This window comes from Pseudoxanthomonas sp. 134C1, from assembly GCF_057773065.1.
In genome coordinates this window covers 126,479-152,087 of the sequence record NZ_JBYMTH010000003.1, presented here as the reverse complement: position 1 = coordinate 152,087, position 25,609 = coordinate 126,479, and the positions used below count along the sequence as shown (strand labels likewise).

30 protein-coding genes, 2 tRNA genes and 1 other RNA gene are annotated in these 25,609 nt (G+C 68.6%); 20 read left to right on the top strand and 13 right to left on the bottom strand.

The window, feature by feature from the left end; genetic code table 11:
* The first annotated feature begins 13 nt into the window (after nucleotides 1-13).
* The 4 genes from AC3DEZ_RS07785 to dnaQ are packed head-to-tail and all read left to right on the top strand — an operon-like array spanning nucleotide 14 to nucleotide 2,441.
* Nucleotides 14-676, top strand: coding sequence for a hypothetical protein (locus AC3DEZ_RS07785; RefSeq protein WP_488387699.1), 663 nt, complete (start codon nucleotides 14-16; stop codon nucleotides 674-676).
* 18 nt (nucleotides 677-694) lie between these two features.
* Nucleotides 695-1,147, top strand: coding sequence for a ribonuclease HI (gene rnhA, locus AC3DEZ_RS07780; RefSeq protein WP_488387698.1), 453 nt, complete (start codon nucleotides 695-697; stop codon nucleotides 1,145-1,147).
* Nucleotides 1,148-1,151: 4 nt separating this feature from the next.
* Nucleotides 1,152-1,685: a GNAT family N-acetyltransferase gene (locus AC3DEZ_RS07775; protein WP_488387697.1), complete on the top strand. Its 534-nt coding sequence runs from the start codon at nucleotides 1,152-1,154 to the stop codon at nucleotides 1,683-1,685.
* A 15-nt stretch (nucleotides 1,686-1,700) separates the two neighbouring features.
* Nucleotides 1,701-2,441 carry a DNA polymerase III subunit epsilon gene (gene dnaQ / locus AC3DEZ_RS07770; protein WP_488387696.1) on the top strand — a complete coding sequence of 247 codons (741 nt, stop codon included), beginning with the start codon at nucleotides 1,701-1,703 and terminating at the stop codon, nucleotides 2,439-2,441.
* A gap of 136 nt (nucleotides 2,442-2,577) precedes the next feature.
* On the opposite strand, the gene AC3DEZ_RS07765 is transcribed toward dnaQ, so the two are convergent.
* A complete protein-coding gene (locus tag AC3DEZ_RS07765) occupies nucleotides 2,578-3,282 on the bottom strand; it encodes a PP2C family protein-serine/threonine phosphatase (RefSeq protein WP_447102733.1) in 705 nt (234 codons plus the stop codon).
* A gap of 210 nt (nucleotides 3,283-3,492) precedes the next feature.
* On the opposite strand from AC3DEZ_RS07765, the gene AC3DEZ_RS07760 reads away from it, so the two are divergent.
* Nucleotides 3,493-3,583 (top strand) — tRNA-Ser (locus AC3DEZ_RS07760).
* Nucleotides 3,584-3,642: 59 nt separating this feature from the next.
* Here AC3DEZ_RS07760 and AC3DEZ_RS07755 read toward each other — a convergent pair.
* Complete coding sequence (locus AC3DEZ_RS07755; protein ID WP_488387695.1) at nucleotides 3,643-4,332, bottom strand: SDR family NAD(P)-dependent oxidoreductase; 690 nt, start codon at nucleotides 4,330-4,332, stop codon at nucleotides 3,643-3,645.
* Between the two features lie 101 nt (nucleotides 4,333-4,433).
* Between AC3DEZ_RS07755 and AC3DEZ_RS07750 the strand changes: the two genes are divergently transcribed.
* Complete coding sequence (locus tag AC3DEZ_RS07750) at nucleotides 4,434-4,841, top strand: DUF6165 family protein (protein WP_488387694.1); 408 nt, start codon at nucleotides 4,434-4,436, stop codon at nucleotides 4,839-4,841.
* Between the two features lie 45 nt (nucleotides 4,842-4,886).
* Here the strand turns inward: AC3DEZ_RS07750 and AC3DEZ_RS07745 are convergent, their stop codons facing one another.
* The 3 genes from AC3DEZ_RS07745 to AC3DEZ_RS07735 all read right to left on the bottom strand — a co-directional run bounded on the left by AC3DEZ_RS07745 (nucleotide 4,887) and on the right by AC3DEZ_RS07735 (nucleotide 7,502).
* The gene (locus AC3DEZ_RS07745; RefSeq protein WP_447102730.1) at nucleotides 4,887-5,162 is read right to left on the bottom strand and encodes a DUF2798 domain-containing protein; all 276 of its coding nucleotides are present in this window, start codon (nucleotides 5,160-5,162) and stop codon (nucleotides 4,887-4,889) included.
* Between the two features lie 185 nt (nucleotides 5,163-5,347).
* On the bottom strand, nucleotides 5,348-6,412 hold the full coding sequence (locus AC3DEZ_RS07740; RefSeq protein WP_488387693.1) for an NAD(P)H-dependent flavin oxidoreductase: 1,065 nt from the start codon (nucleotides 6,410-6,412) through the stop codon (nucleotides 5,348-5,350).
* A 52-nt stretch (nucleotides 6,413-6,464) separates the two neighbouring features.
* Nucleotides 6,465-7,502 carry a glycosyltransferase family 9 protein gene (locus AC3DEZ_RS07735; protein ID WP_488387946.1) on the bottom strand — a complete coding sequence of 346 codons (1,038 nt, stop codon included), beginning with the start codon at nucleotides 7,500-7,502 and terminating at the stop codon, nucleotides 6,465-6,467.
* A gap of 28 nt (nucleotides 7,503-7,530) precedes the next feature.
* Between AC3DEZ_RS07735 and AC3DEZ_RS07730 the strand changes: the two genes are divergently transcribed.
* The 7 genes from AC3DEZ_RS07730 (at nucleotide 7,531) to AC3DEZ_RS07700 (ending at nucleotide 12,303) form a co-directional block, all read left to right on the top strand.
* Nucleotides 7,531-8,274 carry a 3-deoxy-D-manno-octulosonic acid kinase gene (locus AC3DEZ_RS07730; protein ID WP_488387692.1) on the top strand — a complete coding sequence of 248 codons (744 nt, stop codon included), beginning with the start codon at nucleotides 7,531-7,533 and terminating at the stop codon, nucleotides 8,272-8,274.
* A 1-nt stretch (nucleotide 8,275) separates the two neighbouring features.
* Nucleotides 8,276-9,034 carry an MBL fold metallo-hydrolase gene (locus tag AC3DEZ_RS07725; protein ID WP_488387691.1) on the top strand — a complete coding sequence of 253 codons (759 nt, stop codon included), beginning with the start codon at nucleotides 8,276-8,278 and terminating at the stop codon, nucleotides 9,032-9,034.
* Nucleotides 9,031-10,056: a GTP 3',8-cyclase MoaA gene (gene moaA, locus AC3DEZ_RS07720; protein ID WP_488387690.1), complete on the top strand. Its 1,026-nt coding sequence runs from the start codon at nucleotides 9,031-9,033 to the stop codon at nucleotides 10,054-10,056. Before AC3DEZ_RS07725 ends, moaA begins: the two co-directional genes overlap by 4 nt.
* 63 nt (nucleotides 10,057-10,119) lie before the next feature.
* Nucleotides 10,120-10,611, top strand: coding sequence for a cyclic pyranopterin monophosphate synthase MoaC (gene moaC / locus AC3DEZ_RS07715; protein WP_488387689.1), 492 nt, complete (start codon nucleotides 10,120-10,122; stop codon nucleotides 10,609-10,611).
* On the top strand, nucleotides 10,608-10,850 hold the full coding sequence (locus tag AC3DEZ_RS07710; protein WP_447102724.1) for a MoaD/ThiS family protein: 243 nt from the start codon (nucleotides 10,608-10,610) through the stop codon (nucleotides 10,848-10,850). Before moaC ends, AC3DEZ_RS07710 begins: the two co-directional genes overlap by 4 nt.
* Nucleotides 10,851-10,853: 3 nt before the next feature.
* Nucleotides 10,854-11,282 carry a molybdenum cofactor biosynthesis protein MoaE gene (locus AC3DEZ_RS07705; protein WP_488387688.1) on the top strand — a complete coding sequence of 143 codons (429 nt, stop codon included), beginning with the start codon at nucleotides 10,854-10,856 and terminating at the stop codon, nucleotides 11,280-11,282.
* A 22-nt stretch (nucleotides 11,283-11,304) separates the two neighbouring features.
* Nucleotides 11,305-12,303, top strand: a complete 999-nt coding sequence (locus AC3DEZ_RS07700) for a YncE family protein (protein ID WP_488387687.1) — start codon at nucleotides 11,305-11,307, stop codon at nucleotides 12,301-12,303.
* Nucleotides 12,304-12,665: 362 nt separating this feature from the next.
* Here the strand turns inward: AC3DEZ_RS07700 and ffs are convergent.
* The 3 genes from ffs to AC3DEZ_RS07685 all read right to left on the bottom strand — a co-directional run bounded on the left by ffs (nucleotide 12,666) and on the right by AC3DEZ_RS07685 (nucleotide 13,839).
* An RNA gene (gene ffs, locus AC3DEZ_RS07695) (signal recognition particle sRNA small type) lies at nucleotides 12,666-12,762 on the bottom strand.
* Nucleotides 12,763-12,815: 53 nt separating this feature from the next.
* Nucleotides 12,816-12,908, bottom strand: a tRNA-Ser gene (locus AC3DEZ_RS07690).
* A gap of 82 nt (nucleotides 12,909-12,990) precedes the next feature.
* The gene (locus tag AC3DEZ_RS07685; protein WP_488387686.1) at nucleotides 12,991-13,839 is read right to left on the bottom strand and encodes a hypothetical protein; all 849 of its coding nucleotides are present in this window, start codon (nucleotides 13,837-13,839) and stop codon (nucleotides 12,991-12,993) included.
* A gap of 99 nt (nucleotides 13,840-13,938) precedes the next feature.
* Here AC3DEZ_RS07685 and dnaX point away from each other — a divergent pair, with 99 nt between their 5' ends.
* The 5 genes from dnaX (at nucleotide 13,939) to AC3DEZ_RS07660 (ending at nucleotide 17,804) form a co-directional block, all read left to right on the top strand.
* Nucleotides 13,939-15,771, top strand: a complete 1,833-nt coding sequence (gene dnaX / locus AC3DEZ_RS07680; protein ID WP_488387685.1) for a DNA polymerase III subunit gamma/tau — start codon at nucleotides 13,939-13,941, stop codon at nucleotides 15,769-15,771.
* A 6-nt stretch (nucleotides 15,772-15,777) separates the two neighbouring features.
* A complete protein-coding gene (locus AC3DEZ_RS07675) occupies nucleotides 15,778-16,098 on the top strand; it encodes a YbaB/EbfC family nucleoid-associated protein (protein ID WP_141456287.1) in 321 nt (106 codons plus the stop codon).
* A gap of 28 nt (nucleotides 16,099-16,126) precedes the next feature.
* A complete protein-coding gene (locus tag AC3DEZ_RS07670) occupies nucleotides 16,127-16,693 on the top strand; it encodes a hypothetical protein (protein ID WP_488387684.1) in 567 nt (188 codons plus the stop codon).
* Nucleotides 16,690-17,286 carry a recombination mediator RecR gene (gene recR, locus AC3DEZ_RS07665; RefSeq protein ID WP_488387683.1) on the top strand — a complete coding sequence of 199 codons (597 nt, stop codon included), beginning with the start codon at nucleotides 16,690-16,692 and terminating at the stop codon, nucleotides 17,284-17,286. Before AC3DEZ_RS07670 ends, recR begins: the two co-directional genes overlap by 4 nt.
* A 155-nt stretch (nucleotides 17,287-17,441) precedes the next feature.
* Complete coding sequence (locus AC3DEZ_RS07660) at nucleotides 17,442-17,804, top strand: histidine triad nucleotide-binding protein (RefSeq protein ID WP_488387682.1); 363 nt, start codon at nucleotides 17,442-17,444, stop codon at nucleotides 17,802-17,804.
* 228 nt (nucleotides 17,805-18,032) lie between these two features.
* On the opposite strand, the gene AC3DEZ_RS07655 is transcribed toward AC3DEZ_RS07660, so the two are convergent.
* The 4 genes from AC3DEZ_RS07655 to AC3DEZ_RS07640 are packed head-to-tail and all read right to left on the bottom strand — an operon-like array spanning nucleotide 18,033 to nucleotide 22,401.
* Complete coding sequence (locus AC3DEZ_RS07655) at nucleotides 18,033-18,554, bottom strand: Slp family lipoprotein (protein WP_488387681.1); 522 nt, start codon at nucleotides 18,552-18,554, stop codon at nucleotides 18,033-18,035.
* An 11-nt stretch (nucleotides 18,555-18,565) separates the two neighbouring features.
* On the bottom strand, nucleotides 18,566-20,518 hold the full coding sequence (locus AC3DEZ_RS07650) for a transglutaminase TgpA family protein (RefSeq protein ID WP_488387680.1): 1,953 nt from the start codon (nucleotides 20,516-20,518) through the stop codon (nucleotides 18,566-18,568).
* Nucleotides 20,511-21,470: a DUF58 domain-containing protein gene (locus AC3DEZ_RS07645; protein ID WP_488387679.1), complete on the bottom strand. Its 960-nt coding sequence runs from the start codon at nucleotides 21,468-21,470 to the stop codon at nucleotides 20,511-20,513. Before AC3DEZ_RS07645 ends, AC3DEZ_RS07650 begins: the two co-directional genes overlap by 8 nt.
* A gap of 4 nt (nucleotides 21,471-21,474) precedes the next feature.
* A complete protein-coding gene (locus tag AC3DEZ_RS07640; RefSeq protein ID WP_488387945.1) occupies nucleotides 21,475-22,401 on the bottom strand; it encodes an AAA family ATPase in 927 nt (308 codons plus the stop codon).
* A 68-nt stretch (nucleotides 22,402-22,469) separates the two neighbouring features.
* Between AC3DEZ_RS07640 and AC3DEZ_RS07635 the strand changes: the two genes are divergently transcribed.
* Complete coding sequence (locus AC3DEZ_RS07635) at nucleotides 22,470-24,311, top strand: ArnT family glycosyltransferase (RefSeq protein ID WP_488387678.1); 1,842 nt, start codon at nucleotides 22,470-22,472, stop codon at nucleotides 24,309-24,311.
* 93 nt (nucleotides 24,312-24,404) lie between these two features.
* On the opposite strand, the gene AC3DEZ_RS07630 is transcribed toward AC3DEZ_RS07635, so the two are convergent.
* On the bottom strand, nucleotides 24,405-24,974 hold the full coding sequence (locus tag AC3DEZ_RS07630) for a Maf family protein (RefSeq protein WP_488387677.1): 570 nt from the start codon (nucleotides 24,972-24,974) through the stop codon (nucleotides 24,405-24,407).
* A 123-nt stretch (nucleotides 24,975-25,097) separates the two neighbouring features.
* On the opposite strand from AC3DEZ_RS07630, the gene AC3DEZ_RS07625 reads away from it, so the two are divergent.
* Nucleotides 25,098-25,604, top strand: a complete 507-nt coding sequence (locus tag AC3DEZ_RS07625) for a YceD family protein (protein ID WP_488387676.1) — start codon at nucleotides 25,098-25,100, stop codon at nucleotides 25,602-25,604.
* Nucleotides 25,605-25,609 lie beyond the last annotated feature (5 nt).

The following is a 25,609-nucleotide window of genomic DNA, read 5'->3' as shown; positions in this document are numbered from 1 at the left end:
CTACAATTTGAACATGCCTGCCTTCGCATTCCGCCGTCAACCCGACGCCCTGACGTGGTTCGGTGCCGGCCGTGGCCAGGCGCTGCTGGCCGCCGAGCTGGCAACGGCGGGGCTCTGGCTGGCCCGCAGGCCCACCCAGCCGGCGCTCTGGCTGACTCCCGCCGCCGCGCCGCAACCGCCCGTCGTCCTGCACGGTTTCAGCCGTCAGCTGTGGCTGTGGCGGCATCCGGAAGGCTTCAGCGGCGATCTGCGCTGCGAGCTGCCGCTGCCGCTGCCGAGCGAGGCCTTTGGCAGCATGGTCATCCAGCATGCCGTGGAAGGCCCGGCGGCTTCGGACCTGCTGGGCGAATGCGCACGCACCCTTGCCCCCGGCGGACGCCTGCGCCTGTACGTGCTCAATCCGATGAGTCCGTACCGGCTGCGCTGGCGCGGTACCGCCCTGCGGGTGCGCGACACCACCGGTTGGCAGGCTGCGCTCCGCCAGGCCGGTTTGCACCCGATCGCGACCGGGGCGACCTACCTGGGCCCCATCCTGCGCGGAACCGCGGCGGCCTCCCCGCCTTCCGCCAACCGGCTTCGCGCGGTCTGTGTGCTGGAAGCCGAAAAACGCGTCGCCGCCCTGATTCCCCCCGCGCCGGCCCGGCGCCACTGGAACACGGGCGCGGCCCCCGCCTGAAATCGACAACAGGAAGCAATGAAAGAGATCACCATCCATACCGACGGCTCCTGCCTGGGCAATCCCGGCCCGGGTGGCTGGGCCGCGCTGTTGCGTTACCAGAACAAGGAGCGCGCGCTGTCCGGCGGCGAGGCGCAGACCACCAACAACCGCATGGAGTTGATGGCGGCCATCGTGGCGCTGGAGACGCTGACCGAAAGCTGCAACATCGCGCTGTACATCGACTCCCAGTACGTACGCCAGGGCATCACCGAATGGATGCCGAACTGGGTGCGGCGAAACTGGAAGACCGCGGCCGGCGAGCCGGTCAAGAACCGCGACCTGTGGGAGCGCCTGCACGAGGCAACCCGCCGCCATCGCATCGAATGGCATTGGGTCAAGGGCCACAACGGCGATCCCGACAACGAGCGCGTGGATCAGTTGGCGCGTGCCCAGGCGCTCAGGTTCCGGGATCCGGCCGCGGTAAGGTAGCCGCATGAACCTGTCTCCCGTGCTCGAGACCGAGCGCCTGCGCCTGTACGAACTGTCGGAACACGCTCCCGGCGATACCGCGTTCGTGCTGGAACTGCTCACCGATCCGGACTTCCTCCGCTACATCGGCGATCGTGGCGTGCGCAACCTGGCGCAGGCGGCCGACTACCTGCGCGACGGCCCCGTGGCGAGCTACCGGCTCAACGGGTTCGGCCTGTATCGGGTGGAACGGCGCGAGGACGGAGTGGCGGTTGGGCTGTGCGGGCTGATCAAGCGACCACCGCTGGCCCACGTCGATCTGGGCTATGCCCTGCTGCCGAGGTTCCGCGGGCATGGCTATGTGGCCGAGGCGGCGCGGGCGGTGCTCGCGTCGGCGGGCGCGCAGGGCATGGCCATGGTGCTGGCGGTGGTGGACCCGGACAACGCGGCCTCGATCCGGACCCTGCAGGGATTGGGTTTCGAGTACCGTGAGATGATCCGGCTCTCGGCGGACGACATCGATCTGAAGTTGTTCGCCTGGCAATACGACAAGCAATAGGCAAGACAGGGAACCATGCGACAAATCATCCTCGACACCGAAACCACCGGCCTGGAATGGAAGAAGGGCAACCGCGTCGTGGAAATCGGCTGTGTCGAACTGCTCGAACGCCGACCCACCGGCCGCACCTACCACCAGTACATCCATCCGCGGCGCGAGTTCGAGCAGGGCGCGGCGGAAGTCACCGGCCTGAGCCTGGACTTCCTCTCCGACAAGCCCCTGTTCGCGCAGATCGCCGACGAATTCCTCGCCTTCATCGACGGCGCGGAACTGATCATCCACAACGCCGCGTTCGACGTGGGCTTCCTCGACTATGAATTGTCGCTGCTGGGCGACGGCTACGGCCGCCTGCTGGATCGGGTCACGGTGGAGGATTCGCTGTTGCTGGCCCGCCAGCGCTTCCCCGGCCAGCGCAACTCGCTGGACGCGCTGTGCAAGCGCCTGGGCGTGGACAACACGCATCGTCAGTTGCACGGCGCGCTGCTCGACGCCCAGTTGCTTTGCGACGTCTATCTGGCGTTGACCGCCGGCCAGCGTGAAATCGGATTCGCCGGGCTCGACGAACAGGCGTCCGGCGCGGTGGCGGCGGTGGCGGATTTCAGTGGCCTGGCCAGCGGACCGCGCCCGCGCGTGCGGATCGACGAAGCCGAACAGGCCGCGCATGAGGCGCGCCTGGAAAAGCTGCGCAAGAAAGCCGGCAAGGCGTTGTGGGACGACCTCGAGGCCCCGGCGATGACGGAAACCGCCGTCGCCTGAATCTCCGGGGCGGAGCAGGCGGCATACGCCCATGGCGCCGAGCTTGCGCGGCGAATCGGAGGTGGGGAATCCGAGGGCAGCGGAGCACGCTCCGCTCCGCGCGTGGTGCCGGGCGGCCCGGCGATGGGAAGCCGCGTCAGTGGCAGCGGACGAGGATCGCGGTGACGTTGTCGGAGCCGCCACCGTCCAGCGCGGCCGCGACCAGGCAGTCCACGCATTCCTGCGCGCTGCATTCGAGCAGACGCAGGGTCTCGGCGATGCTGCGATCGTCCACTTCCTCGGTCAGCCCGTCGCTGCACAGCAACAGCTGCATGCCCGGGCGCAGCTCACCGGTGAGGGTTTCCACGTTGAGGTGGGTCGGATCGGTCACGCCCAGCGCCTGCGTCACCACGTTGCGGTGCGGATGGGTACGCGCCTGCTCGCTGGTGAGCGAGCCCTGGGCGATCAGTTCCTGCACGTAGCTGTGGTCCTGGCTGAGCTGGGCCAATTGGCCGTCGCGCCACAGGTAGGCCCGGCTGTCGCCGACCCAGGCGACTTCGAACCGGTTGCCCTGGACCCGCGCGGCCACCACGGTGGTGCCCATCGGCAGAGTGTCGTTGCGGCGCCGGGAGGTACGGATGATCTCCTCGTCGGCGATGCGGATGGCCTGGTGCAGAGGCGTCCCGTCGCGAATTTCGCGCACGATGGTTTCGCGCGCCAACGCGCTGGCCACCTCGCCGCAGGCGTGCCCCCCCATGCCATCGGCCACCAGCCACAGCCCCAGCTCGCTGTCGCCGTAGTAGGTGTCCTCGTTCAGCTCCCTTCTGAGGCCTACGTGGGTGATATGCCCGAATTCGATCATTGAAGTCCTGAAAGTGGGAGCAGGGGTGTGTCCCTGCTGGTTGATACGGAATGATCCGGACGAAACGGACAGCCGGCAAGCAAAAGCGAGCCGCCGAGAGTTTCCATTCAGTGGGAGAGCACGAAACCTGCCGGGATTTTCAGCTTCGGCTTGTCGGCGGAGGGCCCGACCCGTATCATTCACGCCCCCGGCCACGCGCCGGGGACCACCGGAGAGGTGGCAGAGTGGTTGAATGTACCTGACTCGAAATCAGGCATACGTTAATAGCGTATCGGGGGTTCGAATCCCCCCCTCTCCGCCAGATACGCAAGGGCCCCCGCAAGGGGGCTTTTGCGTATCTGGATTTCCCGGACGTTCCCCTCAGACCCGGCCGGTCACCGGAATCAGCGCGCCGGTGATGGCCGCGGCCGGCTCGGACAGCAGGAAGCGGACCACGCCGGCCAGTTGCTCCGGAGTCACCCAGCGCGAAGCGTCCGCGTCCGGCATGTCGGCGCGGTTGGCCGGCGTATCGATGATGCTCGGCAGCAGGGCGTTGACGGTGATGCCGCGGTCCTTGAACTCCTCGGCCATGGCCTCGGTCAGGCGCGCCACGCCGGCCTTGGACGCCGCGTAGGCGCCCATGCCGGTACCGGCCTTCACCGCGCCGGCCGCGCCGATGTTGACGATGCGGCCACCGCTGGCGGCCAGAAGGAACGGCAGTGCCGCCTGGCTGGCGGCCACGGCGGTGCGCAGGTTCAGCCGGTACAGCTGATCCCAGGTGTCCAGGTTGCCTTCGGCCACGGTTTCCCAGCGGAAACCGCCGGCGATGTTGACCAGCGCGTCGATGCCGCCCAGCGCCTGGTTCGCCTGGTCCAGCGCGGCCCGCGCCGCCGCGCCGTCCGCCAGGTCGATGCCGCCGAAGGCATGCACGCCCGCGCCCGGTTCGATGGGTGCCGGTGCGTGATCCAGCGCCGCGACATTCGCGCCCGAGGCAGCCAGCGACCGCACGACCACGCGCCCGAGCGCGCCGAAGGCGCCGGTGACGACAACACGTTGGACCGATGAATTCATGGAGGACATCCCGGTGCGGAAAACGCCAATGGTAGCGCCGTGCGGCGGGGCGTGTATCCGCCTTCCGGTACACTGGCGACCCCGTTCCGCGGTATCGCGTCATGTCCGAAATCCTCGTCCCCGTTTCTTTCGGCGAACTGCTCGACAAGATCGCCATCCTGCAGATCAAATCGGAGCGGATGAGCGACCCGGCCAAGCTGGCCAACGTGCGCAATGAACTGAGCGCACTGGAAAAGACCTGGATGGCGCACCCGGCGGCCGTCGGCAACATCAGCGAACTGCGTGCGCAGCTCAAGGCGGTCAACGAACGCCTGTGGGTGATCGAGGACGACATCCGCCTCAAGGAAAAGGCGCAGGCCTTCGATGAGGAATTCGTCCGCCTGGCGCGCAGCGTCTATTTCGAGAACGACGAGCGCGCCCGCATCAAGAAGGACATCAATTTGGCGCTGGGTTCCAGCTACGTGGAAGAGAAGTCCTATCAGGACTATCGGACCGGCGCGGCGCCGTAAGCCTTGCCGGCGCACCGGGACGCCCGAGGCGTCCCGGTGGCTTGCTCACATGCGCGGACTCTCGACCATCCACGCGGTCAGGCGCCGCACCAGCGGCAGCATGACCAGCAGCGTCGGGAAGGCGACCAGCCAGGACAGGCCCCAGGCACTGAGCCACAGCCATCCCAGATGCGGATGCAGACCGGCGCTGCGCAGGGTGCTGATCATCGAGACCACGCAGGTCATCAGCACGGACAGCAGCAACGGCATCATCCATTGCGCGCAGCGGGCGGGGAGTTTGCGCGGGAGGCCGCGCTTGAGGGGTGTTGCGTCGGGTTTCATGACATCTCCGTAAGCCGGTCGATCAAAGGCGCCACCCGGCATGCACCGGGACAACAGCCCCGGACGTATCCGGCGGCTATGGCGCGTTGATTGACGTGAACGCTTACGGCGGGGCCCGACATGGACAACGCACGCGGGATGATAGCGATCTCCCCGGTGCCTGTCGCCTGCCGGCGAGGTTTCGATCAGACCAGGCAGGGCGGTTCCTGCGGCCCGAACCCGCGCGCCAGATCCCAGACCCGTCGCGCGGCCGGTATCGGGCGGGCGCCCGCGACGTTCTGGCCCGCCCACAGCGGCGAGTAGTCGTCGCTTCCGCGCGCTTCGGCGGCCTGCCGCAAGGGCGCCATCGCGGCGGTGGCCAGTGGAAACGCCGGCGCGTCATCGGCCATCGACCCCAGCGTGCGCATCGCATGGTTGACGATTCCGCGCGCGGGGCGACCGGTGAACACGTTGGTCAGCGCGGTGTGCGCCGCCTCCGGACGCAGCAGGGCCGCGCGGTGGAGCGCGCCGGTGTCGGCTTCCGGGCACAGCAGGAAAGCGGTGCCGATCTGCACGCCTGCCGCGCCCAGCGCCATCGCCGCCGCCACCCCGGCCGCATCGGCGATGCCGCCGGCGGCAATCACCGGACAGCGCACCGCGGCGACTACCTGCGGCAGCAACGCGAAGGTACCGATCTGGGTGGTGAGGTCCTCGCTCAGGAACAGTCCCCGGTGTCCGCCGGCCTCCAGGCCCTGGGCGATGACCGCGTCGACGCCATGGGTCTCCAACCAGCGCGCTTCGTCCACCGTGGTCGCCGAAGACAGCACCTTGCAACCCCATTCGCGCAGCGGCGCAAGCAGGGATTCTTCCGGCAGGCCGAAGTGGAAACTGATCACGGGCGGCCGCAACTCGCGTACCAGCGCCAGCATGTCGGCGTCGAACGGCCGGCGTCCCGGACCCGCCGGCATCGTCGAGGGATCCAGGCCGAAACGTGCATAGTCACCGGCCAGCTTCCGCCGCCAGGCCTCCTCGCGCACCGGATCCGGCGACGGTGGCGCATGGCAGAAAAAATTGAGATTGAAGGGATGGGTGCCCTGCGCGCGGATGGCGGCGACTTCCGCGTGGATGGCCGCCGCCGACAACATCGCGCAGGGCAGGGCGCCGAGGCCGCCGGCCTGGTTCACCGCGATGGCGAGGCGGCTGCCCTGCACGCCGGCCATCGGCGCCTGCAGCAGCGGCAATTCGGTTCCCAGCAACGTGGCGAGTGACATGGAAACGGGACCTTCCGGACGCGATGGCCGGAATTATGCGCCCGTGATCACGTCAGCGCGCCGTATCGGCGCGGTAGCGTTCGAACGCGGCGATCGCGTCCTCGACCGTGACCAGATTCATCACGTCGTCGAATTCGATCTTGGTACCCCATTTCAGCGCGTCGGCGGGCTTGCCCAGGTATTTGCGGGCGGCGTCGTCGTAACGATCCACGCAATACCGGATATCCGAATAGGGACCGCTGCGGCGCGGGTTGCTGGCCGCATGCAGGCCCAGCACCTTGGCGCCGACCGCGTTGGCGATGTGCATCGGGCCGGAATCCGGCGTGACCAGCAGATCCGCGCGTTCCAGCAGCGCGGGCAACTGCTTGAGGGTGTCCTTGCCGACCAGATCCAGCGCCGGTGCGCGCATCGCGGCTAGAATCGCGTCGGTGGTGCTGCGCTCCAGATCGCTGCGGCCACCACACAGGACCACCCGCCAACCCTGCGCGGCGGCGTGATCGGCCAGCGCGGCATGGCGATCGGCGTACCAGTTGCGACGCACGTGGCTCGAGCACGGAGAAATCATCAGCACCGGCGCGCCGTCCTCCGGCCACTGCGCGGCAGCCCAGTCGCGCGCGTCCTGCGGATAGGGCAGATCCCAGATCACCTGGTCCTGCTTCAGTCCCAGCGGTTCGCAGAAGCTGCCAATCGCGTCCAGCACGTGGATGCCCGGCCGATCCGGGATGCGTTCGTTGATGAAGAGGCCATGCAGGTCCTTGGACCGTGCGTGGTCGTAGCCGATGCGGCGCCGTGCGGGGATGAAGGCCGACAGCACGTTGGCGCGCAGCGCCACCTGCATCTGCAGCAGCACGTCGAAGCCATCGGCCGGCAGTTCCCGGCGCAGGACGCGCATGCCGGCCAGCCCGCTGCGCTTGTCGTAGGTGTGGAAGGTGACGCCTTCCAGGCCGTCCAGCAGCTTGTGCCCGGCCTTGTCGATGACCCAATGCAGGCGGGTCCGCGGCCAGTGCCGCTGCAGGGTGCGCACCAGCGGCACCACGTGGGTCACGTCGCCCAGCGCCGACAGGCGCAGCAGGCAGATCGATTGGGGGATGGCGGACAAGAGTTGTTAGACTCGCTGGATGGTCAGTTTCGACGCCACGGAATCCCTGACGCCGTTCCGCGAAGGCCGCGGATACGGTGCGATTCTGTTCGACCGCCAGTACCTGCGGCAAGCCAATCCGGACTGGTTCGTGCCGGAGAAGTGGGGCGAACGCGCCCAACCGGTGGGTGATGGCGGGCGCGGCGGAGCCTGGTTCATCGATGCGCCGTCCAGCCAATGCGTGCTCCGGCGCTATCTGCGCGGCGGCCTGGCCGCGCGCGCCAGCCGTGACCGCTACCTGTGGCGGGGACCGGACAAGACCCGCAGTTTCGCCGAGTTCCGGCTGATGCGCGCCCTGCTGGCGCGCGGCCTGCCGGTGCCGCAGCCGGTCGCGGCCCAATACGTCCACGAGGGCATGTTCTATCGCGCGGCCCTGCTGATGGAGCGGCTGGCGGGCGTGACCTCGCTGGCCACGCTCGCGCAGGAACTGCGCGCGCCCTGGGAAGAGGCCGGCCGGCTGATCGCGCGCTTCCATCGGGCCGGGCTCCAGCACGCCGATCTCAATGCCCACAACATCCTGTTCGACGAGCAGGGGAAAGGCTGGCTGATCGATTTCGATCGCGGTCGCCTGCGCATCCCGGCGACCGGCTGGCGCGAGCAGAACCTGGCGCGCCTGCTGCGCTCGCTGCTGAAACTGCGCGGTGCGCGGTCCGGCGAGGACGTGCGCCAGGAGTTCGGCCGCCTGCGCCGCGCCTATGACCAGGCCTGGGCACGGGGCGTCTGAGATGGACTGGCGGCTGCGCTTCCACGGGGTCGGCAGCGCGAGCGCGGTGGCGCTGGGCTCGGCCATGGCCACGGTGGAACGCGACGGCCGGCCGTGGCTGACCGTCGACTGCGGTGGCGAAGGCCTGACCGCGTTCCTCGAACACTACGGCGAATGGCCGCAGGCCCTGTTCGTGACCCATGTGCATCTGGATCACGTGGCGGGCTTCGAGCGCCTGTTCGTCGGTCACTATTTCGAGCCGGAACGGCGTGGCCGCGTGCGCCTGTACGTGCCCGCGCCGGTGGTGCCGCTGCTGCACCAGCGGGTGGGCGAATACCCGAACGTGCTGGCCGAGGGCGGCGCCAATTTCTGGGACGCGTTCCAGCTGATCCCGGTCGGCGGCGCGTTCTGGCACGAGGGTGTGCGCCTGGAGGTGTTTCCGGTGCGTCACCACTGGCCGGAAACGGCGTTCGGCCTGCGCTTGCCCGGCAGCGTGGTGTGGACCGGCGACACCCGTCCGATTCCCGAGATGCTGGCGCGCTTTGCCGATGCCGACGAACTGATTGCCCATGACTGCGCACTGCACGGCAATCCATCGCACAGCGGCGTGGAGGATCTCGAACGCGAGTATCCGCCCGCGTTGCTGGCGCGCTGCGTGCTGTACCACTACGCCAGTGCCGCCGACGGCGCGGCGATGCGCGCGCGCGGGCACCGGGTCGCCGAGCCGGGCCAGGTCCTGCCATTGACGCCTCCGCTGGAGATCGCGGAGGTGACGCCGTGAACGCCGTGCCCGGATTGGCGCCATTGCCGGTGGATCGCCTGGGACGCCCGCTGCACGATCTGCGGCTGTCGGTGATCGAGGCCTGCAACTTCCGTTGCGGCTACTGCATGCCGGCCGACCGGGTGCCGGACGACTACGGGCTGGATGCGGCCTCGCGCCTGTCCTTCGATCAGATCGAAATCCTGGTGCGGGCATTCGTGCGGCTGGGCGTTTCCAAGCTTCGCCTGACCGGCGGCGAACCGCTGCTGCGCAAGGGCCTGCCGGATCTGGTCGCGCGCCTGTCGGCGCTGCCCGGCCTGGACGACGTGGCGCTGACCACCAACGGCGCATTGCTGAGGGCACAGGCCGCGGCATTGAAACAGGCGGGCCTGCGCCGGCTGACGGTAAGCCTGGATGCGCTGGACGCGGACGTGTTCGGCGCCATGTCCGGCGGTCGCGGCCGCGTGCAGGACGTGCTGGCCGGCATCGACGCCGCGACGGCGGCCGGCTTCGAGCGGCTCAAGATCAACTGCGTGGTCCAGCGTGGCCTCAACGAGCGGCAGGTGTTGCCGTTGCTGGAGCATTTCCGCGGCAGCGGCCACGTGGTGCGTTTCATCGAGTACATGGACGTCGGCACCCGCAACGGCTGGCGGCGGGACCAGATGGTGCCGTCGGCGGAACTGCGCGAGCGCATCGCCGCGCGCTGGCCGCTGCACCCGGTGCAGGCCAACTACCGGGGCGAGGTAGCCGAACGCTACGCCTTCGACGACGGACAGGGCGAAATCGGCTTCGTCAGTTCGGTCAGCGCGCCCTTCTGCGGCGACTGCCATCGCGCCCGGGTCTCGGCCGACGGCCACCTGTACACCTGCCTGTTCGGCAGCGAGGGGGCGGACCTGCGTCCGGCGCTGGCGCAGGGCGAACAGGCGCTCGCCGCACACGCCGCCGCGCTGTGGCGGCAGCGCGAGGACCGCTACAGCGAACAGCGCGACGAAGCCGGCGCCCGCCACGGGCGCCCGGTCGAGATGTACCTGATCGGCGGATGAGCCCCGATGGGCGCGGCGCGCGCGGGACGCTACCATGAGCGGCCTGGACACTTCGCCGGCCCCATGAAGAAACCGAACCCCTCGCTGACCCATCTCGACGCCGACGGACGTCCGGCGATGGTGGACGTGTCCGCCAAACCGGTGACCGCGCGCGAAGCGAGCGCGGAATGCCGGGTGAAATTTCCGGCCGCTGTCGCCGATCAACTGCGCGCCAGCGGTCTGCGCAGCGCCAAGGGCGGCATCGTCGATACCGCGATCATTGCCGGCACGATGGCGGTGAAGCGCACCCACGAACTGATTCCGTTCTGCCACCCGCTGCCCATCGATGGCTGCCGCATCGCCATCGACTGGCACGACGGACGCAGCCTGGACATACGCTGCACGGTGCGCACCACCCATCGCACCGGCGTGGAGATGGAGGCGCTGACCGGCGCGACCGTGGCCGCGCTGACCGTGTACGACATGTGCAAGGCGCTGTCGCACGCGATCGTGCTGGGACCGGCGCGGCTGCTCGGCAAGCGGGGCGGCAAGCGTGACGTGGGGACGACGTCATGACCCGGCTGACGGTGCGCTACTTCGCCAGCCTGCGCGACGCCGCCGGCGTCGGCGAGGAAATCCTTCAGACGGCGGCATCGGATCTGCGCGGGCTCTATGCCGAACTGCAGGCGCGCCACGGCTTCGCGTTGCCGACGGCGCATCTGCGGGTCGCCGTCGACGGCGATTTCGCGCGCTGGGACGAAGCGCCGCGCGAGGACAGCGAGGTTGCCTTCATCCCGCCGGTAAGCGGAGGCTGAGCGATGCCGCGTTTTGCATTGAGCGAGAGTCCGTTCGATCCGACGCCGCTGCGCGCGGTCCTGCTGGACGAACGCGCCGGCGCCTTCGCCGCGTTCGAGGGCTGGGTGCGCAACCACAACGATGGCCGCGCCGTGGACGGTTTGCGTTATGAAGCCTATGTGGAACTGGCGGAGAAGGAAGGCGAGCGGATCCTGGCCGAAGCCTGCGCGCGGTTCGCCATCCATGATGCGCGCTGCGTGCACCGGATCGGCGAGCTGGCCATCGGCGAACTCGCGGTCTGGGTCGGGGTCAGCGCGGGCCACCGCGATGCCGCCTTCACGGCTTGCCGCTGGATCATCGATGAAGTGAAATCACGCGTTCCGATCTGGAAGCACGAACGCTATGTCGCCGGTGATGCCGGCTGGCTGCACCCGTCGCCCACGACGGATTGAGGAAAGGATGCACAAGCGGAACATGGGAAAGGGACGTCTGTTGTTCTTGTTGGCGCTGTGCGCGCCGCTGCCCGGATGGTGTGCGGACCTGCTGGTGAGCAATCAGGCCGCCGACAGCGTCTGGCGGCTGTCCGCCCAGGACGGGCGCAAGCGCGGGGAGTACCGCACCGGCGATTCGCCGCACGAGATCGCGGTCTCTCCGGATGGACGCACGGCCGTGGTCAGCAACTACGGCAGCGAAGTGGCCGGCAGCAGCCTGTCGGTGCTGGATCTGCAGCGCGGGCGCCCGACCCGCACCATCGATCTGGGCACCCACGGCGCCCCTCATGGCCTGCACTTCCTGGACGCCGACCGCGTGGCGGTCACCACCGAAGGCAGCGCCAGCCTGCTGCTGGTGGATGTGGACGAGGGCAGGATCACGCGGGCAATAGACATCGGCGACGGCATCGGGCACATGCTCGCGGTGAGCGCCGATCGTCGCATCGGCTACGTCAGCAAGTTGGGCCGAGGGACGATCAGCCGCATCGATCTGGTCGCCGGCAAGGTGCTGCTGGAGCGGCCGGCGGGCAAGGGCGCCGAGGGCATCGCGCTGCGTCCCGACGGACTGGAGCTGTGGGTCGCCAATCGTGACGAAGGCACCGTGACCGTCCACGATCCCAATACGCTGGCGGTGCGGCGACGGATGTCCAGCCGCGGTTTCCCGCTGCGCGTGGCCTTCACCCCGGATGGTCGCCACGCCTGCGTGGTGAACGCCCGCAGCGCCGAGCTGCAGATCTTCGACGCGCGCACCCGGCTGGCGCTGACCCGTGTGAAGTTGACGCGTGAAGACTTGGAGATCCGCGATACCGCACTGGGACGTGGCGCACTGCCGATTGGCATCACCATCGATCCGGTGAAGCCCCGCGCCTATGTCGCCCTCAGCGGCGGCGATCGCGTGGCCGTGGTGGACACACAGAAATGGAAGGTCGTGGATTACTGGGTCACCGGCCGCGAACCCGGCGCGGTTGTCCTGTTCCCGTAAGAGGGGCGCCTCGCGATAACTCTACGTCGACGGAAACGACGCCGTCGCGACCGGAATAAGCAATGAATGGCCGGGATGCTCTTTTTCCGCATCCCCCAAAGGGTGATGACCCCGCCGGTTGACCTCGGCGCCGCGCCCCGCGATAGCTCGCCGCCAATGGCAATGATGCCGTCGCAACGGGAGGAAGCAATGAATGGCTGGGATGCTCTTTTTCCGCATCCCCGAAAGGGTGATGACCCCGCCGGTTGACCTCGGCGCCGCGCCCCGCGATAGCTCGCCGCCAATGGCAATGATGCCGTCGCAACGGGAGGAAGCAATGAATGGCTGGGATGCTCTTTTTCCGCATCCCCCAAAGGGTGATGACCCCGCCGGTTGACCTCGGCGCCCGCATCAGTCGATACCGTTGCTGCCTTCCGGCCCTGGCGGAGTTTTCAACCTAGCGTCGCGAGGGACCGACGGGGTCACCATAGACGAGGGCCGCGCTGCGCGCGGCCCGTGCATTGCTCGAAATCTGGCGGAGAGAGGGGGATTCGAACCCCCGAAGCGCGGTTTAGACGCTTACACACTTTCCAGGCGTGCTCCTTCAACCACTCGGACACCTCTCCGGGTCCCCATGGACCGGCCGGTCCGCGGGGAGTCGGGCATTCTACGGAATTTCGCCGGGCAGGGCAAAAACATCCGGAGGGCTCATCGAGGGCCGCACTGGACGTCGTAGGCGGACACCGTGGGTGGTTCGTCGCCCACCGTGGTCACGTGCAATCGCGCGCCGCCGGCATGCGCATAGTTGACCGCGCAGAAGCCGTACCCTGTGCCGGAGCAGGTCTCGAATTCCGGCATTCCCTCGGCGCGGTAACCGGCGGCGGCGTCATATCCCTCTTCCTCGGGCGCTTCGGGCGGAGCGGGGCGCCAGCCTTCCCGGGCCAGGATCTTGCGGACCTCCGGAATGTTCTTGCCGCGCAGATTGGGCACCTCCACGCGGCCGCAGAACGTTTCCCGTTCAGCGACCGGCACCACCGCGATGACGTCGGCGCCGAAGCGCAGATCGGCCTGGGCGAAATCAGGAGGCGTCCGGTCCGTGATCCGGACCCGGTCCGGCAGCGTCGTTTCGGCGACGCCCCCGATCAGGCCCCCGCTGTACTCGTCCTCGGGAGGATCGCCGTAAACGATGGCGGCCAGTGCCTGGCCGCGAAAGACGAAAATGTTGCCGTCGGCGATGAAGCAGGTGCCGCTGGTGCCTTCGCCACCGCGGCTGAACGCACCCACGCTGGTATGGCCGGCGCGCTGGACCTCGCTGGTGACGTACCAGCCCCGGGCGGCGACGGCGCGGCCGGCGGCGGTCGTCGGCGTGATCACCTGCATCCGGCAGAAATGGCCGTCTTCCAGCACCTGCGGGTCGCGTGGCGGAGGTAATTCGTCGCGGGCGGCGATGTGCAGATCCTTGACCTGGCTGCCGACCGCCGGGCCGGCCGCGTCCGCGGGTGATGCCGCGAGCAGCAGGCAAAGGGCGGCCGGAACGGCCCCGAATCGATGAAACATGCGGATCCTTGTCATGGACGCGTCCCGCGCCCGTCCTGGCCGCCAGTGTAGCGGCCGGGAAGCGGCCTTGGCCGCGACCGGGTGTGGCAAAATCCACCGATGAGCTATCTCGTCCTCGCCCGCAAGTGGCGTCCGAAGCGCTTCGCCGAACTGGTGGGGCAGGAACATGTGGTCCGCGCGCTGACCAACGCGCTGGATACCGGCCGCGTCCATCACGCCTTCCTGTTCACCGGCACCCGCGGCGTCGGCAAGACCACCATCGCCCGCATCTTCGCCAAGTCGCTGAACTGCGAGAAGGGCACCAGCGCCGATCCCTGCGGCCAGTGCGCGGCCTGCCTGGACATCGACGCCGGCCGGTACATCGATCTGCTGGAAATCGACGCCGCGTCGAACACCGGTGTGGATGATGTCCGCGAGGTGATCGAGAACGCGCAGTACATGCCCTCGCGCGGCAAGTTCAAGGTCTACCTGATCGACGAAGTGCACATGCTGTCGAAGGCGGCGTTCAACGCGCTGTTGAAGACGCTGGAAGAGCCGCCGGAGCACGTCAAGTTCCTGCTTGCCACCACCGATCCGCAGAAGCTGCCGGTGACGGTGCTGTCACGCTGCCTGCAGTTCAATCTCAAGCGACTGGAAGAGCCGCAGATCGCAGGCCAGATCACCAAGATCCTGGGCGCGGAAGGCATCGAAGCCGATGACGGCGCGATCCGCCAGATCGCCAGGGCCGCCGACGGCAGTCTGCGCGATGGCCTGTCGCTGCTGGATCAGGCCATCGCCTATGCGGGCGGAGCGCTGCGCGACGAAGGCGTGCGCACGATGCTCGGCACCGTCGATCGCACCCAGGTCGGGGCGATGCTGGAGGCGCTGGCCGAAGGCGACGGCGAACGCCTGCTGCAGGTGATCGCGGCACTCGCCGATTTCTCGCCCGACTGGGACGGCGTACTGGAAGCGCTGGCGGAGGCGCTGCATCGCATCCAGGTGCGCCAGCTCGTGCCCGGCGCGGGTCAGGACGGCGAAGGCGTGGACGCGGATCGCTTCGCTTCGCAACTGCGTCCGGAAGTGGTGCAGCTGTGGTACCAGATGGCACTCGGTGGACGCCGCGACCTGCCGCTGGCGCCCAGCGCGCGCGCCGGTTTCGAAATGAGCGTGCTGCGCATGCTCGCGTTCCGTCCGGCGCCCGCGGGCGAGGGCAGGAGCGAGCCGCTCCCGGCAACCCAATCCGCGTCGACGCCCGCCGCGGCCTCCGCCGCTCCCGCTTCGAGTGAAACCGCGCCGGCGAGGCCCGCGGCACCTGTCGCGGCTCCGAAGCCCGAGCCGACACCCGTCAACGCGACCGCATCGGCGGCGGACGACGACACGCCGCCATGGCCGATCGAGACGCCGCGTGCGGCCCCATCCGCCGGACCGGTCGCCATTGCGCCGTCCCAGGCGATGACGCCGCCACCTCCGGCACCGACGCCTGTCAGCAGCGTGGCGCAACCGGCGCCGACGCAGGAAACCCATCCCGCCGATCGCGACTTCGCCTTCTCTTCCGATATCGGCATCACCAACGCCGACGTCTGGATGCATTTCGCCGGCAGCAGCGAATTGAAGGGCGCGACCCGGCAACTGGTCGAGAACGCGGGGTTCGTCGGCTACGACAGCGGCGTGCTGCAACTGTCGCTGGATCCCGGGTTCGACTACCTGCGCTCGGAACGCTCCCTCCGGGATCTGGCGGATGCCATCGCCCAGCGCTATGGCACGGCGCCGAAGATCGTGTTCCAGTCCGCGCCCGCCGCCGCGGAAACGCTGCGCCAGCGCACCGACCGCGAGCGTGGCGAACAGCAGAACGCCGCCGAGCAGGATTTCATGAACCACCCGGACGTGCAGCGCCTGATCCAGCAACATGGCGCGAAGGTCGTACCGGATTCCATCCGTCCATTCGAAGAGTAAGCAAACATGCGTGGAAACATCGCCCAACTCATGCAGCAGGCGCAGAAAATGCAGGAGAACCTGCAGCGCGCCCAGGAAGAGATCGCCAAGCTGGAAATCACCGGCAATGCCGGTGGCGGCATGGTCAGCGTGACCCTGACCGGCGCCAAGGAATGCCGCAAGGTCCGCATCGATCCGTCGCTGCTCGGCGATCAGGAAATGCTGGAGGATCTGGTGGCCGCGGCCTTCAACGACGCCTCCAACAAGATCGATGCCGAATCCAAGTCGCGCATGGGCGCGCTGACCGCGGGCATGCCGATGCCGCCGGGCATGAAGCTGCCGTTCTGAACCATCGAATCATCCGCAGACCGTCCCCATGTCCGCCCAGGCAACCTTCGTCTATGCGCGCTTGAATGCCCGTCTTCTTCCGCTTGATCGCGTGGAACTGTACGAAGATCCATTGCAGGAAGCCCTGCAGGCCTCCGGAGTCGCCGAGGTGACGGGAGGCGGAACGATGCAGCGGCAGACCGGTGAAATCGAGTACTGCGGCATTGATCTGGACGTGTACGACATGGACACGGCCGTGCCCGCGCTTTGCGACCTGTTGGAACGGATGGGCGCCCCACGGGGATCCCGGCTGGAATTCGAACAGGATGGCGAGCGGCGGGAGGTCGCCTTCGGCAAGCAGCAGGGACTGGCGATCTACTTGAACGGCACGGAGCTGAAACCCGAGGTCTATGCCGAATCCGACGTCAATCATGTCTGGTCGGAAATCGAGCGGCTGATGGATGGCATCGGCAGCATCCAGAGCTACTGGGAAGGGCCGACCGAGACGGCACTGTATCTTTACGGCGATTCGATCGACGCGATGCGGGAACGCATCGCGTCCTTCATGGCCGCATATCCGCTCTGCGAACGGGCCCGCTACGAAGTCATCGCGTGACAACCTCCCTGCTCGAACAACTGATCGAATCCCTGCGCGTGCTGCCGGGCGTGGGCCAGAAGACCGCCCAGCGCATGGCCTATCACCTGCTGGAGCGCGAGCGCGACGGCGGCAAGCACCTGGCCGGGACCCTGGCGGTCGCGCTGGAGCGGATTGGGCATTGCGGCCAGTGCCGTGATTTCACCGAGAGCGGGACCTGCGCGATCTGCGCCAGCGGCAGCCGGGACCGGCACCTGCTCTGCGTGGTCGAATCACCGGCGGATCGTCTGGCCATCGAGCAGGCGACCGGCTATCGCGGGGTGTATTTCATCCTGCAGGGCCGGCTGTCGCCGCTGGACGGCATCGGCCCGCGCGAGCTGGGCCTGGAGCAACTGGGCGAACGCCTGGCACAGGGCGAGGTCAGCGAACTGATCATCGCCACCAATCCGACCGTGGAAGGCGAGGCCACCGCGCACTATCTGGCGCAACTGGCGCGCCAGCACAGCGTCAAGCCGAGCCGACTGGCCCATGGCGTGCCGCTGGGCGGTGAACTGGAGTACGTGGATCGCGGCACGCTCTCGCATGCGTTCGGCTCGCGCAGCGAAATGCCCTGAGGCCTCCCCCTTCCTTGTGGGAGCGACGTGAGTCGCGATGGCTTCCGCGCTGACTTTTCCTCCGGCGTCCGCCATCACGACTCACGTCGCCCCACAGCGCCCCGGTGCCACCCGGCAGGCACTATGCTTGCACCCACCCCATTCCGGACCGCGCCATGACCCAGAACGACACCCTGTTCGGCAAGATCCTCCGCCGCGAGATTCCCGCCACCATCGTCTACGAAGACGACGACGTGCTCGGCTTCAAGGACATCGCGCCGCAGGCGCCGGTGCATGTGCTGTTCATTCCGAAGCATGTGTTGATTCCCTCCATGGACGACCTGCTGCCCGAACAGGCCGCGCTGGTCGGCAAGCTGGTGCTGGCGGCGGCCGAATATGCGCGTCGAGAAGGCTTCGCCCAGGACGGTTACCGGGTGGTCATCAATTGCCGCGAGCACGCGGGCCAGACGGTGTTCCACCTGCACCTGCATCTGCTGGCCGGCGCCCCGCTGGGCCACTTCGGCGTCCCGGGACGCTGACCGCTCACGCCGCCACCGAACCTTGCATCGTCACTCCAGCGCAAGCTGGAATCCATGTGGGCGCGGAGCTTCGCCTTTCACGTAGGTTCGCCACCACGGGAGAACGGATTCCGGCCTTTGCCGAATGACAGAGAAAAGAACAGGGCACGGAAGCATTCGCAAAAAAGAAAACGCCGCTCATCGAGCGGCGTTTTCGCATCACGGCGACCGGTCAGGCCGCGGGCCGGTTCACCACCAGCCCCAGTAGCCCCATCGCGGTCCCCAGTAGGGACCCCAGAACGGGTCGTAGAACGGCGACGGCCGGACTTCGACCTCGCGCACTTCCGGCCACAGGTAGACCACCTCGGCGTCCATCTTCGGCAGGCGGTAGTCGTACTCGCCGATACGGGTGTTTTCGTAGCTGTTGATGCGGCCCACGAAGGTCACTTCGCGGCCCGGCGCGAACACGGCCGGATCGTAGAAGCCGGAACGGCAAGCGATGAAACGCCCGTCGGTCGCATCCGGCGCCGATTCCATCGGCCGGCCGGTGGCGTTGAGCGGCCGCGAGACCAGTTGGAAGCAGGTGCTGTCCTGGCCGGGCTTGGTCTCGATGATGCGACCGCCCCAGCGGACCTGCGAACCCACCTGTGCGCCGGCGACGGCGTCGCGCGGGGTAACCGGGGTGAACGTCCCCTGCAGCGGCTGCGGGGCGGTGGCGCAGGCGGCGAGGGTAGCCACCGCGCCGGCAAGCATGAGGTGACGAAGCTTCATGGAAATCTCCTTCAGGGCCGATGGCGGCGCAGGTCGCGGACCAGCGCGGGAATATCGCTCACGGCGGCAGCGTAGCGCGCTTCGGCGAAACGTTGGCTGAGCGGAACCAGGGAAGCGCCCGCGGCGGGATGGCTGGCTGCCACCCGCTGCGCCCAGGCCAGCGCAGGCTCGTGTGGCTGTCGTGCCAGCCCGAGCCGGGTGTAGCGCACGCCCAGCGCATGCCAGGCCCGCAGCAGCGGATCGCGCTCGCGTTCGCCCCGGGCCAGCAGCCAGGCCATACCACCCAGGGCCAGCAATGCGGCCAGCGCGAACACCGTGCCCAGGCCCGTCGTGTCCAGGCGCGACAGGCCGACACGGCGCAACAAATCCTGCTGCCGGCGCGCGTCGAATCCCAGCACGAAGTCGTTCCAGCCGCGTCGCAGCCAGTCACCGGCATCGAACAGCGGATTGCGCTGCAGGGTTCCACCGCCCGCCGCGCCCATACGGTCTTCCAGGGTGTCGAAGATGCGCTCGGGGGCGACCGCGGCGGTGGGATCCACCCGCACCCAGCCGCGCTGCGGCAACCACACCTCGCTCCAGGCGTGCGCGTCCATCTTGCGCACGATCCAGTAGTCGCCGAAGCGGTTGCGATAGCCGCCCGCGTAGCCCACCACTACCCGCGCCGGCACGCCGGCCGCGCGCATCAACGTGGTGAACGAGGAACTGAAATGCTCGCAATAGCCACGCTGCTGGTCGAACAGGAACTCGTCGACCGCGTGGCGCCCCGGCAGCGGCGTTTCCAGCGTGTAGGCGAAATCGCGGCGTATCCACGTCATGGCGCGACGCACGATGGCCAGATCGTCGGTACCGGCCTCGCGGCGCCACTGTGCCGCCAGCACGCGGGTCCGTGGATTCAGGCCTTCCGGCAGCATCAACGCGCGCTCACGCAGGAGGGGCGGCAGGGCGACATCGAAGTCGGCTGGCGGCGTCGATTGCACGCGCCAGCGGGTCACGCCGTTCATGCGCTGTCGGGCCGTCAAGGTCCGATCCCGATCCAGGCGGGCATCGGCCGGTGCCGCCAGCGGCAGATCCAGCGCGACCAGCCAACGCTGTTCGGTTGGCTCCATCATCATTTCGTAGTCCCAACGCGGCGGAAGCGCGGGAGCGGCACGGTCGGGCAGCGGCGGCATCCCGCGCGCGCGCGTCCAGTCGCGGCCGTCGAAATCCCACAACACCAGCCCGCGCCAATACATTTCGTCCGGCGTCGGCGTGGCGCCGAAAAACTGCACGCGCAGGGCCGGATTGTCGTCGGCCATCAGATCCAGCCAACCGCCGGGCGACATCCGATCCGAGAGGCCCGGTTGCGCCAGGGCGCGTTCCGGCACGCCCCACAGCGGGGTGGGAAAACGCGGAAAAAGCCAGAACGTCGCCAGCATCAACGGCAGCCCGAGCAGAAGCAGGCGTCCCACCGTCCACAGGTGCTGGCGGGCGGGGAGCCGCGGTGCGTCGCTGGCGGGCACCTCCGTGTCGGCCAGCCGCGACAAGGCCAGCAGGGCGGTACTGACGCCGAGCGTGGCCAACAGCAGGGTCAGCGGCCCCTGATCCAGCAGGAAGGCCGAGAATGGCGCAAACAAGGCGAAGCCGAGCAGGCTGCGCGCATCGCGCAGGCTGACGGTTTCGGCGGGCTTGAGCGCGAGCATCGCCGCCAGCAGCGCACAGCCGGTGTCGCGGCCGAAACGCATGCCCATCACCGTCAGCACGCCACCAATGATCGCGACGGCCAGCAGCAGGCGCAGCGGGCCAGGCACTGGGCGGCGCCAGGACAGCCCGGCCATCGCCACGGCGAGCGCGGCGGTGCCCCATGCCAGCCCGGCCGGCAACTGGAGCAGCAACACCAGCAGGCACACGCCGGTGGCCGCCAGCGCCCACAGGCGACTGGTGGCATCCAGCGACGGCGCGGCGTGGGTGTTCCCGGCGCTACGCATCGGGCAGCAGCGCCAGCGCGCGCAGGCAGGCGTGCCGGTGCGCGGCTCCCTGCGAAGGGCCGAGCACGGTGTCGCCCGGCAGGCGCAACCGGTAGCGCCGACCTTCGCGTTCGGCCAGGTCCACCCAGTGCGCCAGCCGCCGGATGCGTTGTTCGCCGGGTAGCGCGGTCAGCGCACTCCATGCGAGTTCCACTTCCACGCCCACCGGCTGCTCGAACTCGCGCACCAGCAGCTGATCGCGACGCGCGGAAGGTTTCCAGGCGATCGCGCGCAGCGGATCTCCCGCGCGGTAGGCGCGCAGGTGATGCACATCCTCGCCGCTGGCCTGCTGCCGGGCGCGGGTGCCGCCGCCACCGGTCTCGGGCAGCGGTGGCCCATGCGATTCCGGCGCCGGATAGACCAGCAGGGGCTGGCGGGGCCAGAACCAGGCCCACGCCCGTGCCAGGCCCAGCGGCTGCGTGGTCCAGATCCGCAGGCGACCGGGATCCAGCCAGCCGCGCCGATGGGTGGGCAGGTTCAATTCCGCGACCACCGCATCCGTCGTCATGGGAGGCGCCACCCCGGACACTTCCTTGCAGGCCAGGCGCAGGCCTCGGCGCGCGCGGTGATCCCGCGCCGACAGTGCGATCTGCACCCGCATCGGTTGTCCGGCCGGCACCGGTTCGGCGGACAGCGCATCCAGGCGCAGGCCGGACAATTGCAGGTGCGCGACGATCAGGCTGGCCAGGCCCGCCGAAGCCAGCAGCAATGCCAACAGCAACGCCGGGTTGTTGTTGTAGTTCAGCGCGCCGACCAGCATGGCGCCGACCAGCACCGCGTAGAACAGCCCGAATCCGGTGGGCAACACATAGACGCGGCGGCGATCCAGCCGGATCGGCAACGGCTCGGGCTGGCGCGGCCGCGCCAACCGCTCCATGCGCCGGTCCACGCGTTGCCGCAGTGTCGTCGCCATGGACTCAGTCCACCGCCACCGCGTGCAGGATCGCCTTGGCCAGCGCGGCGGTGGAATCGGCTTCCGCCTCGGCGACCAACCGATGCGCGGCCACCACCCCGAACAGCGCCTGGATGTCTTCCGGCAGCACGTGCTGACGGCCGAGCAGCAGCGCATGCGCGCGGGCGGCGCGCAGCAGTGCGATGCCGGCGCGCGGCGACAGGCCCACCCGCACGCCCGGGTGATGCCGGCTGCGCGCCAGCAATGCCTGCACGTAGACGATCAGGGCGTCGCTGGCGTGCACCTGGCTCACCGCCGCGCGCAGGGCGATCACATCGTCCGAACTCAGCAGCGGCATCGTCTGCGCGATCAACGCGCGCCGATCCTCGCCGGCCAGCAGCGCACGCTCGGCGTCCGCACCCGGATAACCCAGGTTGAGCCGCAGCAGGAAGCGATCCAGCTGCGAGTCGGGCAGGGGATAGGTACCGGACAGATCCACCGGATTCTGGGTGGCGATCACGAAGAACGGATCCGGCAGGCCATGGGTGACGCCGTCCAGCGTCACCTGATGCTCCGCCATGGCTTCCAGCAACGCGCTCTGCGTGCGCGGCGGCGCGCGGTTGATTTCATCGGCCAGCAAGACCTGGGTGAACACCGGTCCGGGATGGAACTGGAACTGCCGCGCCGCGCCGTCGTAGACCGACACGCCCAGCACGTCGGCAGGCAGAAGATCCGACGTGAACTGCACGCGCTGGAACCCCAGTCCGAGCGTGGCCGCCAGCGCGTGCGCCAGCGTGGTCTTGCCGAGTCCCGGCAGGTCCTCGATCAGCAGGTGTCCGTCGGACAGCAGCGCCACGAACGCCAGCCGCACTTCGTATGCCTTGCCCAGCACCAGTGCATTGACTTGTTCCTGCGCGCGCTTCAGGGCTTCGCGCAGGGCATCGGATAGCATAGGCGGCGTGGGGATGGGCATCGCGTGCTCTGGACCTGACCGTTGAGATGAAGAGGAAGTGTAGCGGCATGCACGACGCAGCAAGTGCGAGAAAAGTGTTTCTGGCCGTGTGGCTGGTCGCATCCGTGATCAAGGTCGTGATCGCGGCCCGGCTGCCGTTGTTCGTCGACGAGGCGTTCTATTGGCAGGAAGGCCGCCACCTGGCCGCCGCCTATTCGGATCTGCCCGGGCTGACCGCCTGGCTGACCCGGCTCGGCACCGAACTGGGTGGCCAGCATCGCCTCGCCCTGCGCGCGCCGTTCCTGATCATGGCGGCGCTGATCCCCTGGTTGATCGCCCACATCACGCGCCGCTGGTTCGACGAGGCCGCCGGCTGGCGGGCCGGCACCCTGACCGTGCTGATGCCGCTGTCCGGCACCCTGGGATTGTTGGCCCTGCCGGACGTGCCGATGGCGCTGGCGGCGGTGCTGTGCCTGGATGCGGGCGCTCGCCTGCTGCGCGAGATCGACGCGACCTCGGCCGCCGAGCTCGCGCTCGGCCTGGCCATCGGCGCGCTCAGCCACTACCGCTTCCTCGGCGTGATCGGCGTGGGCTTCATCGCGCTGCTGTGTCTGCCGGAAGGGCGGCGGATCCTGCGCGATCCGCGGATCTGGATCGCGTTGGCGGTCGGCGTCGCCGCGTGGGCGCCGCTGCTGGCATGGAACCTGGAGTATGCCGACGCCGGACTGCGCTTCCAGTTGGTGGATCGCCACCCCTGGTCGTTCCAGCCCACCGGCGCGTGGTTCCTGATCATCCAGGCCTTGACGGTCACGCCATTGCTGTTCGTCGCGTTGATGGGCGCGGGCGTTCGCGCCAGCCGCGGAACCGCCGACGTGCCGTCGCAATGGCGCTACTTCGGCCTGCTCGGGATGGCCTCCACGCTGGGTTTCTTCGTGCTCGGCTTCTTTGCCGACGTCGAGCGGGTGAGCTTCCACTGGCCGCTGCCCGGCTACCTGGCGCTGATCCTGGCGGTGCCCGCGCTGATCGCCACCTGGCCACGCTTCTGGCGGCGCGCGCTGTGGGCGCTGGCCGGCGTGGGCATGGTGGCGATGCTGGCCTACTACCTGGTGGCCTCGGTGCCGTCATGGCGTGAACGTTTCGCCGCCGAGAAGTACTACCCGTACAACTTCGCCGGCTGGTCGCATCTGGCCCGCGCCGTGCGCGAGGAACGCGAGCGCCTGCCCGCCGACACCACGTTGCTGGCGGGCAGCTTCAAGGTCGGTGCGGAACTGGGTTTCGCGCTGGATGATCCGGATATCCGGGTGCTCGATCACCCGCTCAACCGCAAGCATGGCCGCGCGCCGCAGCTGAAACTCTGGAACCTGCAGGACGATGGCACGCGCACCACGCCGGTGCTGCTGGTGATCGGTCATGGCGACGTGCAGTACAAGCACCTGCTGGACTACTACCACACGCTGTGCAGGCAGGTGGGACCGCTGCCGCCGCCGCGCGTGGTCAACATCGATCACGGCCATCAGCGCTTCCTGCTGTTCGCCTTGCCGAAGCAGAAATCGGATGGCGCCTGCGTGGCGCCGGCGATGGCCTGGATCGACACGCCCGTATCGCGCGCCGGGGTTCCGCCGCGCTTCCCGGTGCAGGGCTGGGCATTCAAGGAAGGCGTGGGCCTGAAGGGGGTCGACGTGATGATCGATGGCAGACCGGTGGCCAAGGCCGGGTACGGAAAACCCGAACCGGGCGTCGCCGTGTTCTGGCGCATCTCCAACGATCCGCAGCATCCGCGGGTCGGATTCCGCGCCGAGGTGGATGCCTCCGGACTGCCGCCGGGCCGTCACTGGCTGGGCCTGCGCCTGCACGGCAACGATGGCAGCGTCGAGGATTGGGAAGAACGTCCGATCGATATCACGCCTTGACGCGCCGTCTGTTCGACGAGGGTGGGCCAGGACTCACCCTTGCGGCATCGGCGGCATCGCGACGTGAAGGATGCCGCCGTCGTCCACGCCCATTCAGGGCAACTGGAACCCCGCCTCGCGCAACAGCCGCGACAGCGCGATCAGCGGCAATCCGATCAGCGCGGTCGGATCCTGCGAGTCGATGGCCTCGAACAGGGTGATTCCCAGGCCCTCGCTCTTGAAGCTGCCGGCGCAGTCGAACGGCTGCTCGGCGTCCACGTAGCGCTCGATTTCCTCCGCCGACAGGGCGCGGAACCGCACCGTCGTTACATCGCTGGCCTCGTGGCGGACCTCGTCGCGCAGCAGGCACAGCGCGGTATGGAAACGGATGGCCCGGCCCGACATCGCGGTCAGCTGGGCGATGGCGGCGTCCCGGTGGCCCGGCTTGCCGATGGCCTGGCCGTCCACCTCGGCCACCTGGTCGGCGCCGATCACCCACGCTTCGGGGTGGTTGGCGGCGATCGCAGCGGCCTTGAGACTGGCCAGCCGGGCGGCCAGGAACGCCGGCGGCTCGTCCGGCCCGGTGGTCTCGTCCACGTCCGGGCGGGCCACATGGAACGGCAAACGCAGCCGTTCCAGCAGTTCGCGGCGGTAGCGGGAGGTCGAGGCGAGCAGGAGGGGCATCGTGGCGAGCCTGGGGGAGGGGCGGGCAGTCTGCCGAGCGGGGCCGCGTCCGGCAATCCCTTATCCTGCGATGACGGGACAGGTTTGACAGCTCGGCGCGCAGTCCTTAACATTCAGCGGCTTATGTCCGCGAATACGCCCGAGATGTTGGATGCTTGGCGCATGGTCGCGGCACGGCGCAGTTTCGAAGGTCGCCTGCCGCTGTCGTCCATGACGCGCCTGCAGGATCTGCTGAACGATACCGATGGCGAAGCACGCTACACGATCGAGTTCGATCAGGACGCGCTGCGGGTGCCGTACGTGGAGTTGAGGATCGAGGCGCAGTTGCCGCTGGTATGCCAGCGCAGCCTGCAACGATTCCTGCTTCCGGTCAGTCTCGTGCAGCGACTGGGTCTGGTGCGCGACGAGGCCGACGAGGCCGGGTTGCCACCGGACTACGAAGCGCTGCTGGTGCCGGAGGACGGCATGTTGCACCCGGCGGATCTGGTGGAGGACGAACTGGTCCTCGCCGTTCCGGTGGTTCCGGTGAATCCGGAGTCCGACGCGGTGGAACGTGACTGGCCGGCGCAGGAAGAAGAATTGGCAAAGGCCAACCCGTTCGCGGCGCTGGCCTCGCTGAAAAAGAACTAGCCGCT

Bases quoted from the DNA above. Each gene is read 5' to 3' on its own strand.
- AC3DEZ_RS07740 (WP_488387693.1), bottom strand. From the start codon at position 6,412: ATGTCACTCGCCACGTTGCTGGGAACCGAATTGCCGCTGCTGCAGGCG.
- dnaQ (WP_488387696.1), top strand. From the start codon at position 1,701: ATGCGACAAATCATCCTCGACACCGAAACCACCGGCCTGGAATGGAAG.
- AC3DEZ_RS07765 (WP_447102733.1), bottom strand. From the start codon at position 3,282: ATGATCGAATTCGGGCATATCACCCACGTAGGCCTCAGAAGGGAGCTG.
- AC3DEZ_RS07655 (WP_488387681.1), bottom strand. From the start codon at position 18,554: ATGAAGCTTCGTCACCTCATGCTTGCCGGCGCGGTGGCTACCCTCGCC.
- dnaX (WP_488387685.1), top strand. From the start codon at position 13,939: ATGAGCTATCTCGTCCTCGCCCGCAAGTGGCGTCCGAAGCGCTTCGCC.
- AC3DEZ_RS07725 (WP_488387691.1), top strand. From the start codon at position 8,276: ATGGACTGGCGGCTGCGCTTCCACGGGGTCGGCAGCGCGAGCGCGGTG.
- AC3DEZ_RS07685 (WP_488387686.1), bottom strand. From the start codon at position 13,839: ATGTTTCATCGATTCGGGGCCGTTCCGGCCGCCCTTTGCCTGCTGCTC.
- AC3DEZ_RS07640 (WP_488387945.1), bottom strand. From the start codon at position 22,401: ATGCTATCCGATGCCCTGCGCGAAGCCCTGAAGCGCGCGCAGGAACAA.
- AC3DEZ_RS07660 (WP_488387682.1), top strand. From the start codon at position 17,442: ATGACCCAGAACGACACCCTGTTCGGCAAGATCCTCCGCCGCGAGATT.
- AC3DEZ_RS07625 (WP_488387676.1), top strand. From the start codon at position 25,098: ATGTCCGCGAATACGCCCGAGATGTTGGATGCTTGGCGCATGGTCGCG.
- AC3DEZ_RS07775 (WP_488387697.1), top strand. From the start codon at position 1,152: ATGAACCTGTCTCCCGTGCTCGAGACCGAGCGCCTGCGCCTGTACGAA.
- AC3DEZ_RS07635 (WP_488387678.1), top strand. From the start codon at position 22,470: ATGCACGACGCAGCAAGTGCGAGAAAAGTGTTTCTGGCCGTGTGGCTG.
- AC3DEZ_RS07750 (WP_488387694.1), top strand. From the start codon at position 4,434: ATGTCCGAAATCCTCGTCCCCGTTTCTTTCGGCGAACTGCTCGACAAG.
- AC3DEZ_RS07785 (WP_488387699.1), top strand. From the start codon at position 14: ATGCCTGCCTTCGCATTCCGCCGTCAACCCGACGCCCTGACGTGGTTC.
- AC3DEZ_RS07730 (WP_488387692.1), top strand. From the start codon at position 7,531: ATGGTCAGTTTCGACGCCACGGAATCCCTGACGCCGTTCCGCGAAGGC.
- AC3DEZ_RS07670 (WP_488387684.1), top strand. From the start codon at position 16,127: ATGTCCGCCCAGGCAACCTTCGTCTATGCGCGCTTGAATGCCCGTCTT.
- AC3DEZ_RS07745 (WP_447102730.1), bottom strand. From the start codon at position 5,162: ATGAAACCCGACGCAACACCCCTCAAGCGCGGCCTCCCGCGCAAACTC.
- AC3DEZ_RS07630 (WP_488387677.1), bottom strand. From the start codon at position 24,974: ATGCCCCTCCTGCTCGCCTCGACCTCCCGCTACCGCCGCGAACTGCTG.
- AC3DEZ_RS07650 (WP_488387680.1), bottom strand. From the start codon at position 20,518: ATGCGTAGCGCCGGGAACACCCACGCCGCGCCGTCGCTGGATGCCACC.
- rnhA (WP_488387698.1), top strand. From the start codon at position 695: ATGAAAGAGATCACCATCCATACCGACGGCTCCTGCCTGGGCAATCCC.
- AC3DEZ_RS07645 (WP_488387679.1), bottom strand. From the start codon at position 21,470: ATGGCGACGACACTGCGGCAACGCGTGGACCGGCGCATGGAGCGGTTG.
- AC3DEZ_RS07700 (WP_488387687.1), top strand. From the start codon at position 11,305: ATGGGAAAGGGACGTCTGTTGTTCTTGTTGGCGCTGTGCGCGCCGCTG.
- moaC (WP_488387689.1), top strand. From the start codon at position 10,120: ATGAAGAAACCGAACCCCTCGCTGACCCATCTCGACGCCGACGGACGT.
- AC3DEZ_RS07755 (WP_488387695.1), bottom strand. From the start codon at position 4,332: ATGAATTCATCGGTCCAACGTGTTGTCGTCACCGGCGCCTTCGGCGCG.
- AC3DEZ_RS07710 (WP_447102724.1), top strand. From the start codon at position 10,608: ATGACCCGGCTGACGGTGCGCTACTTCGCCAGCCTGCGCGACGCCGCC.
- AC3DEZ_RS07705 (WP_488387688.1), top strand. From the start codon at position 10,854: ATGCCGCGTTTTGCATTGAGCGAGAGTCCGTTCGATCCGACGCCGCTG.
- AC3DEZ_RS07675 (WP_141456287.1), top strand. From the start codon at position 15,778: ATGCGTGGAAACATCGCCCAACTCATGCAGCAGGCGCAGAAAATGCAG.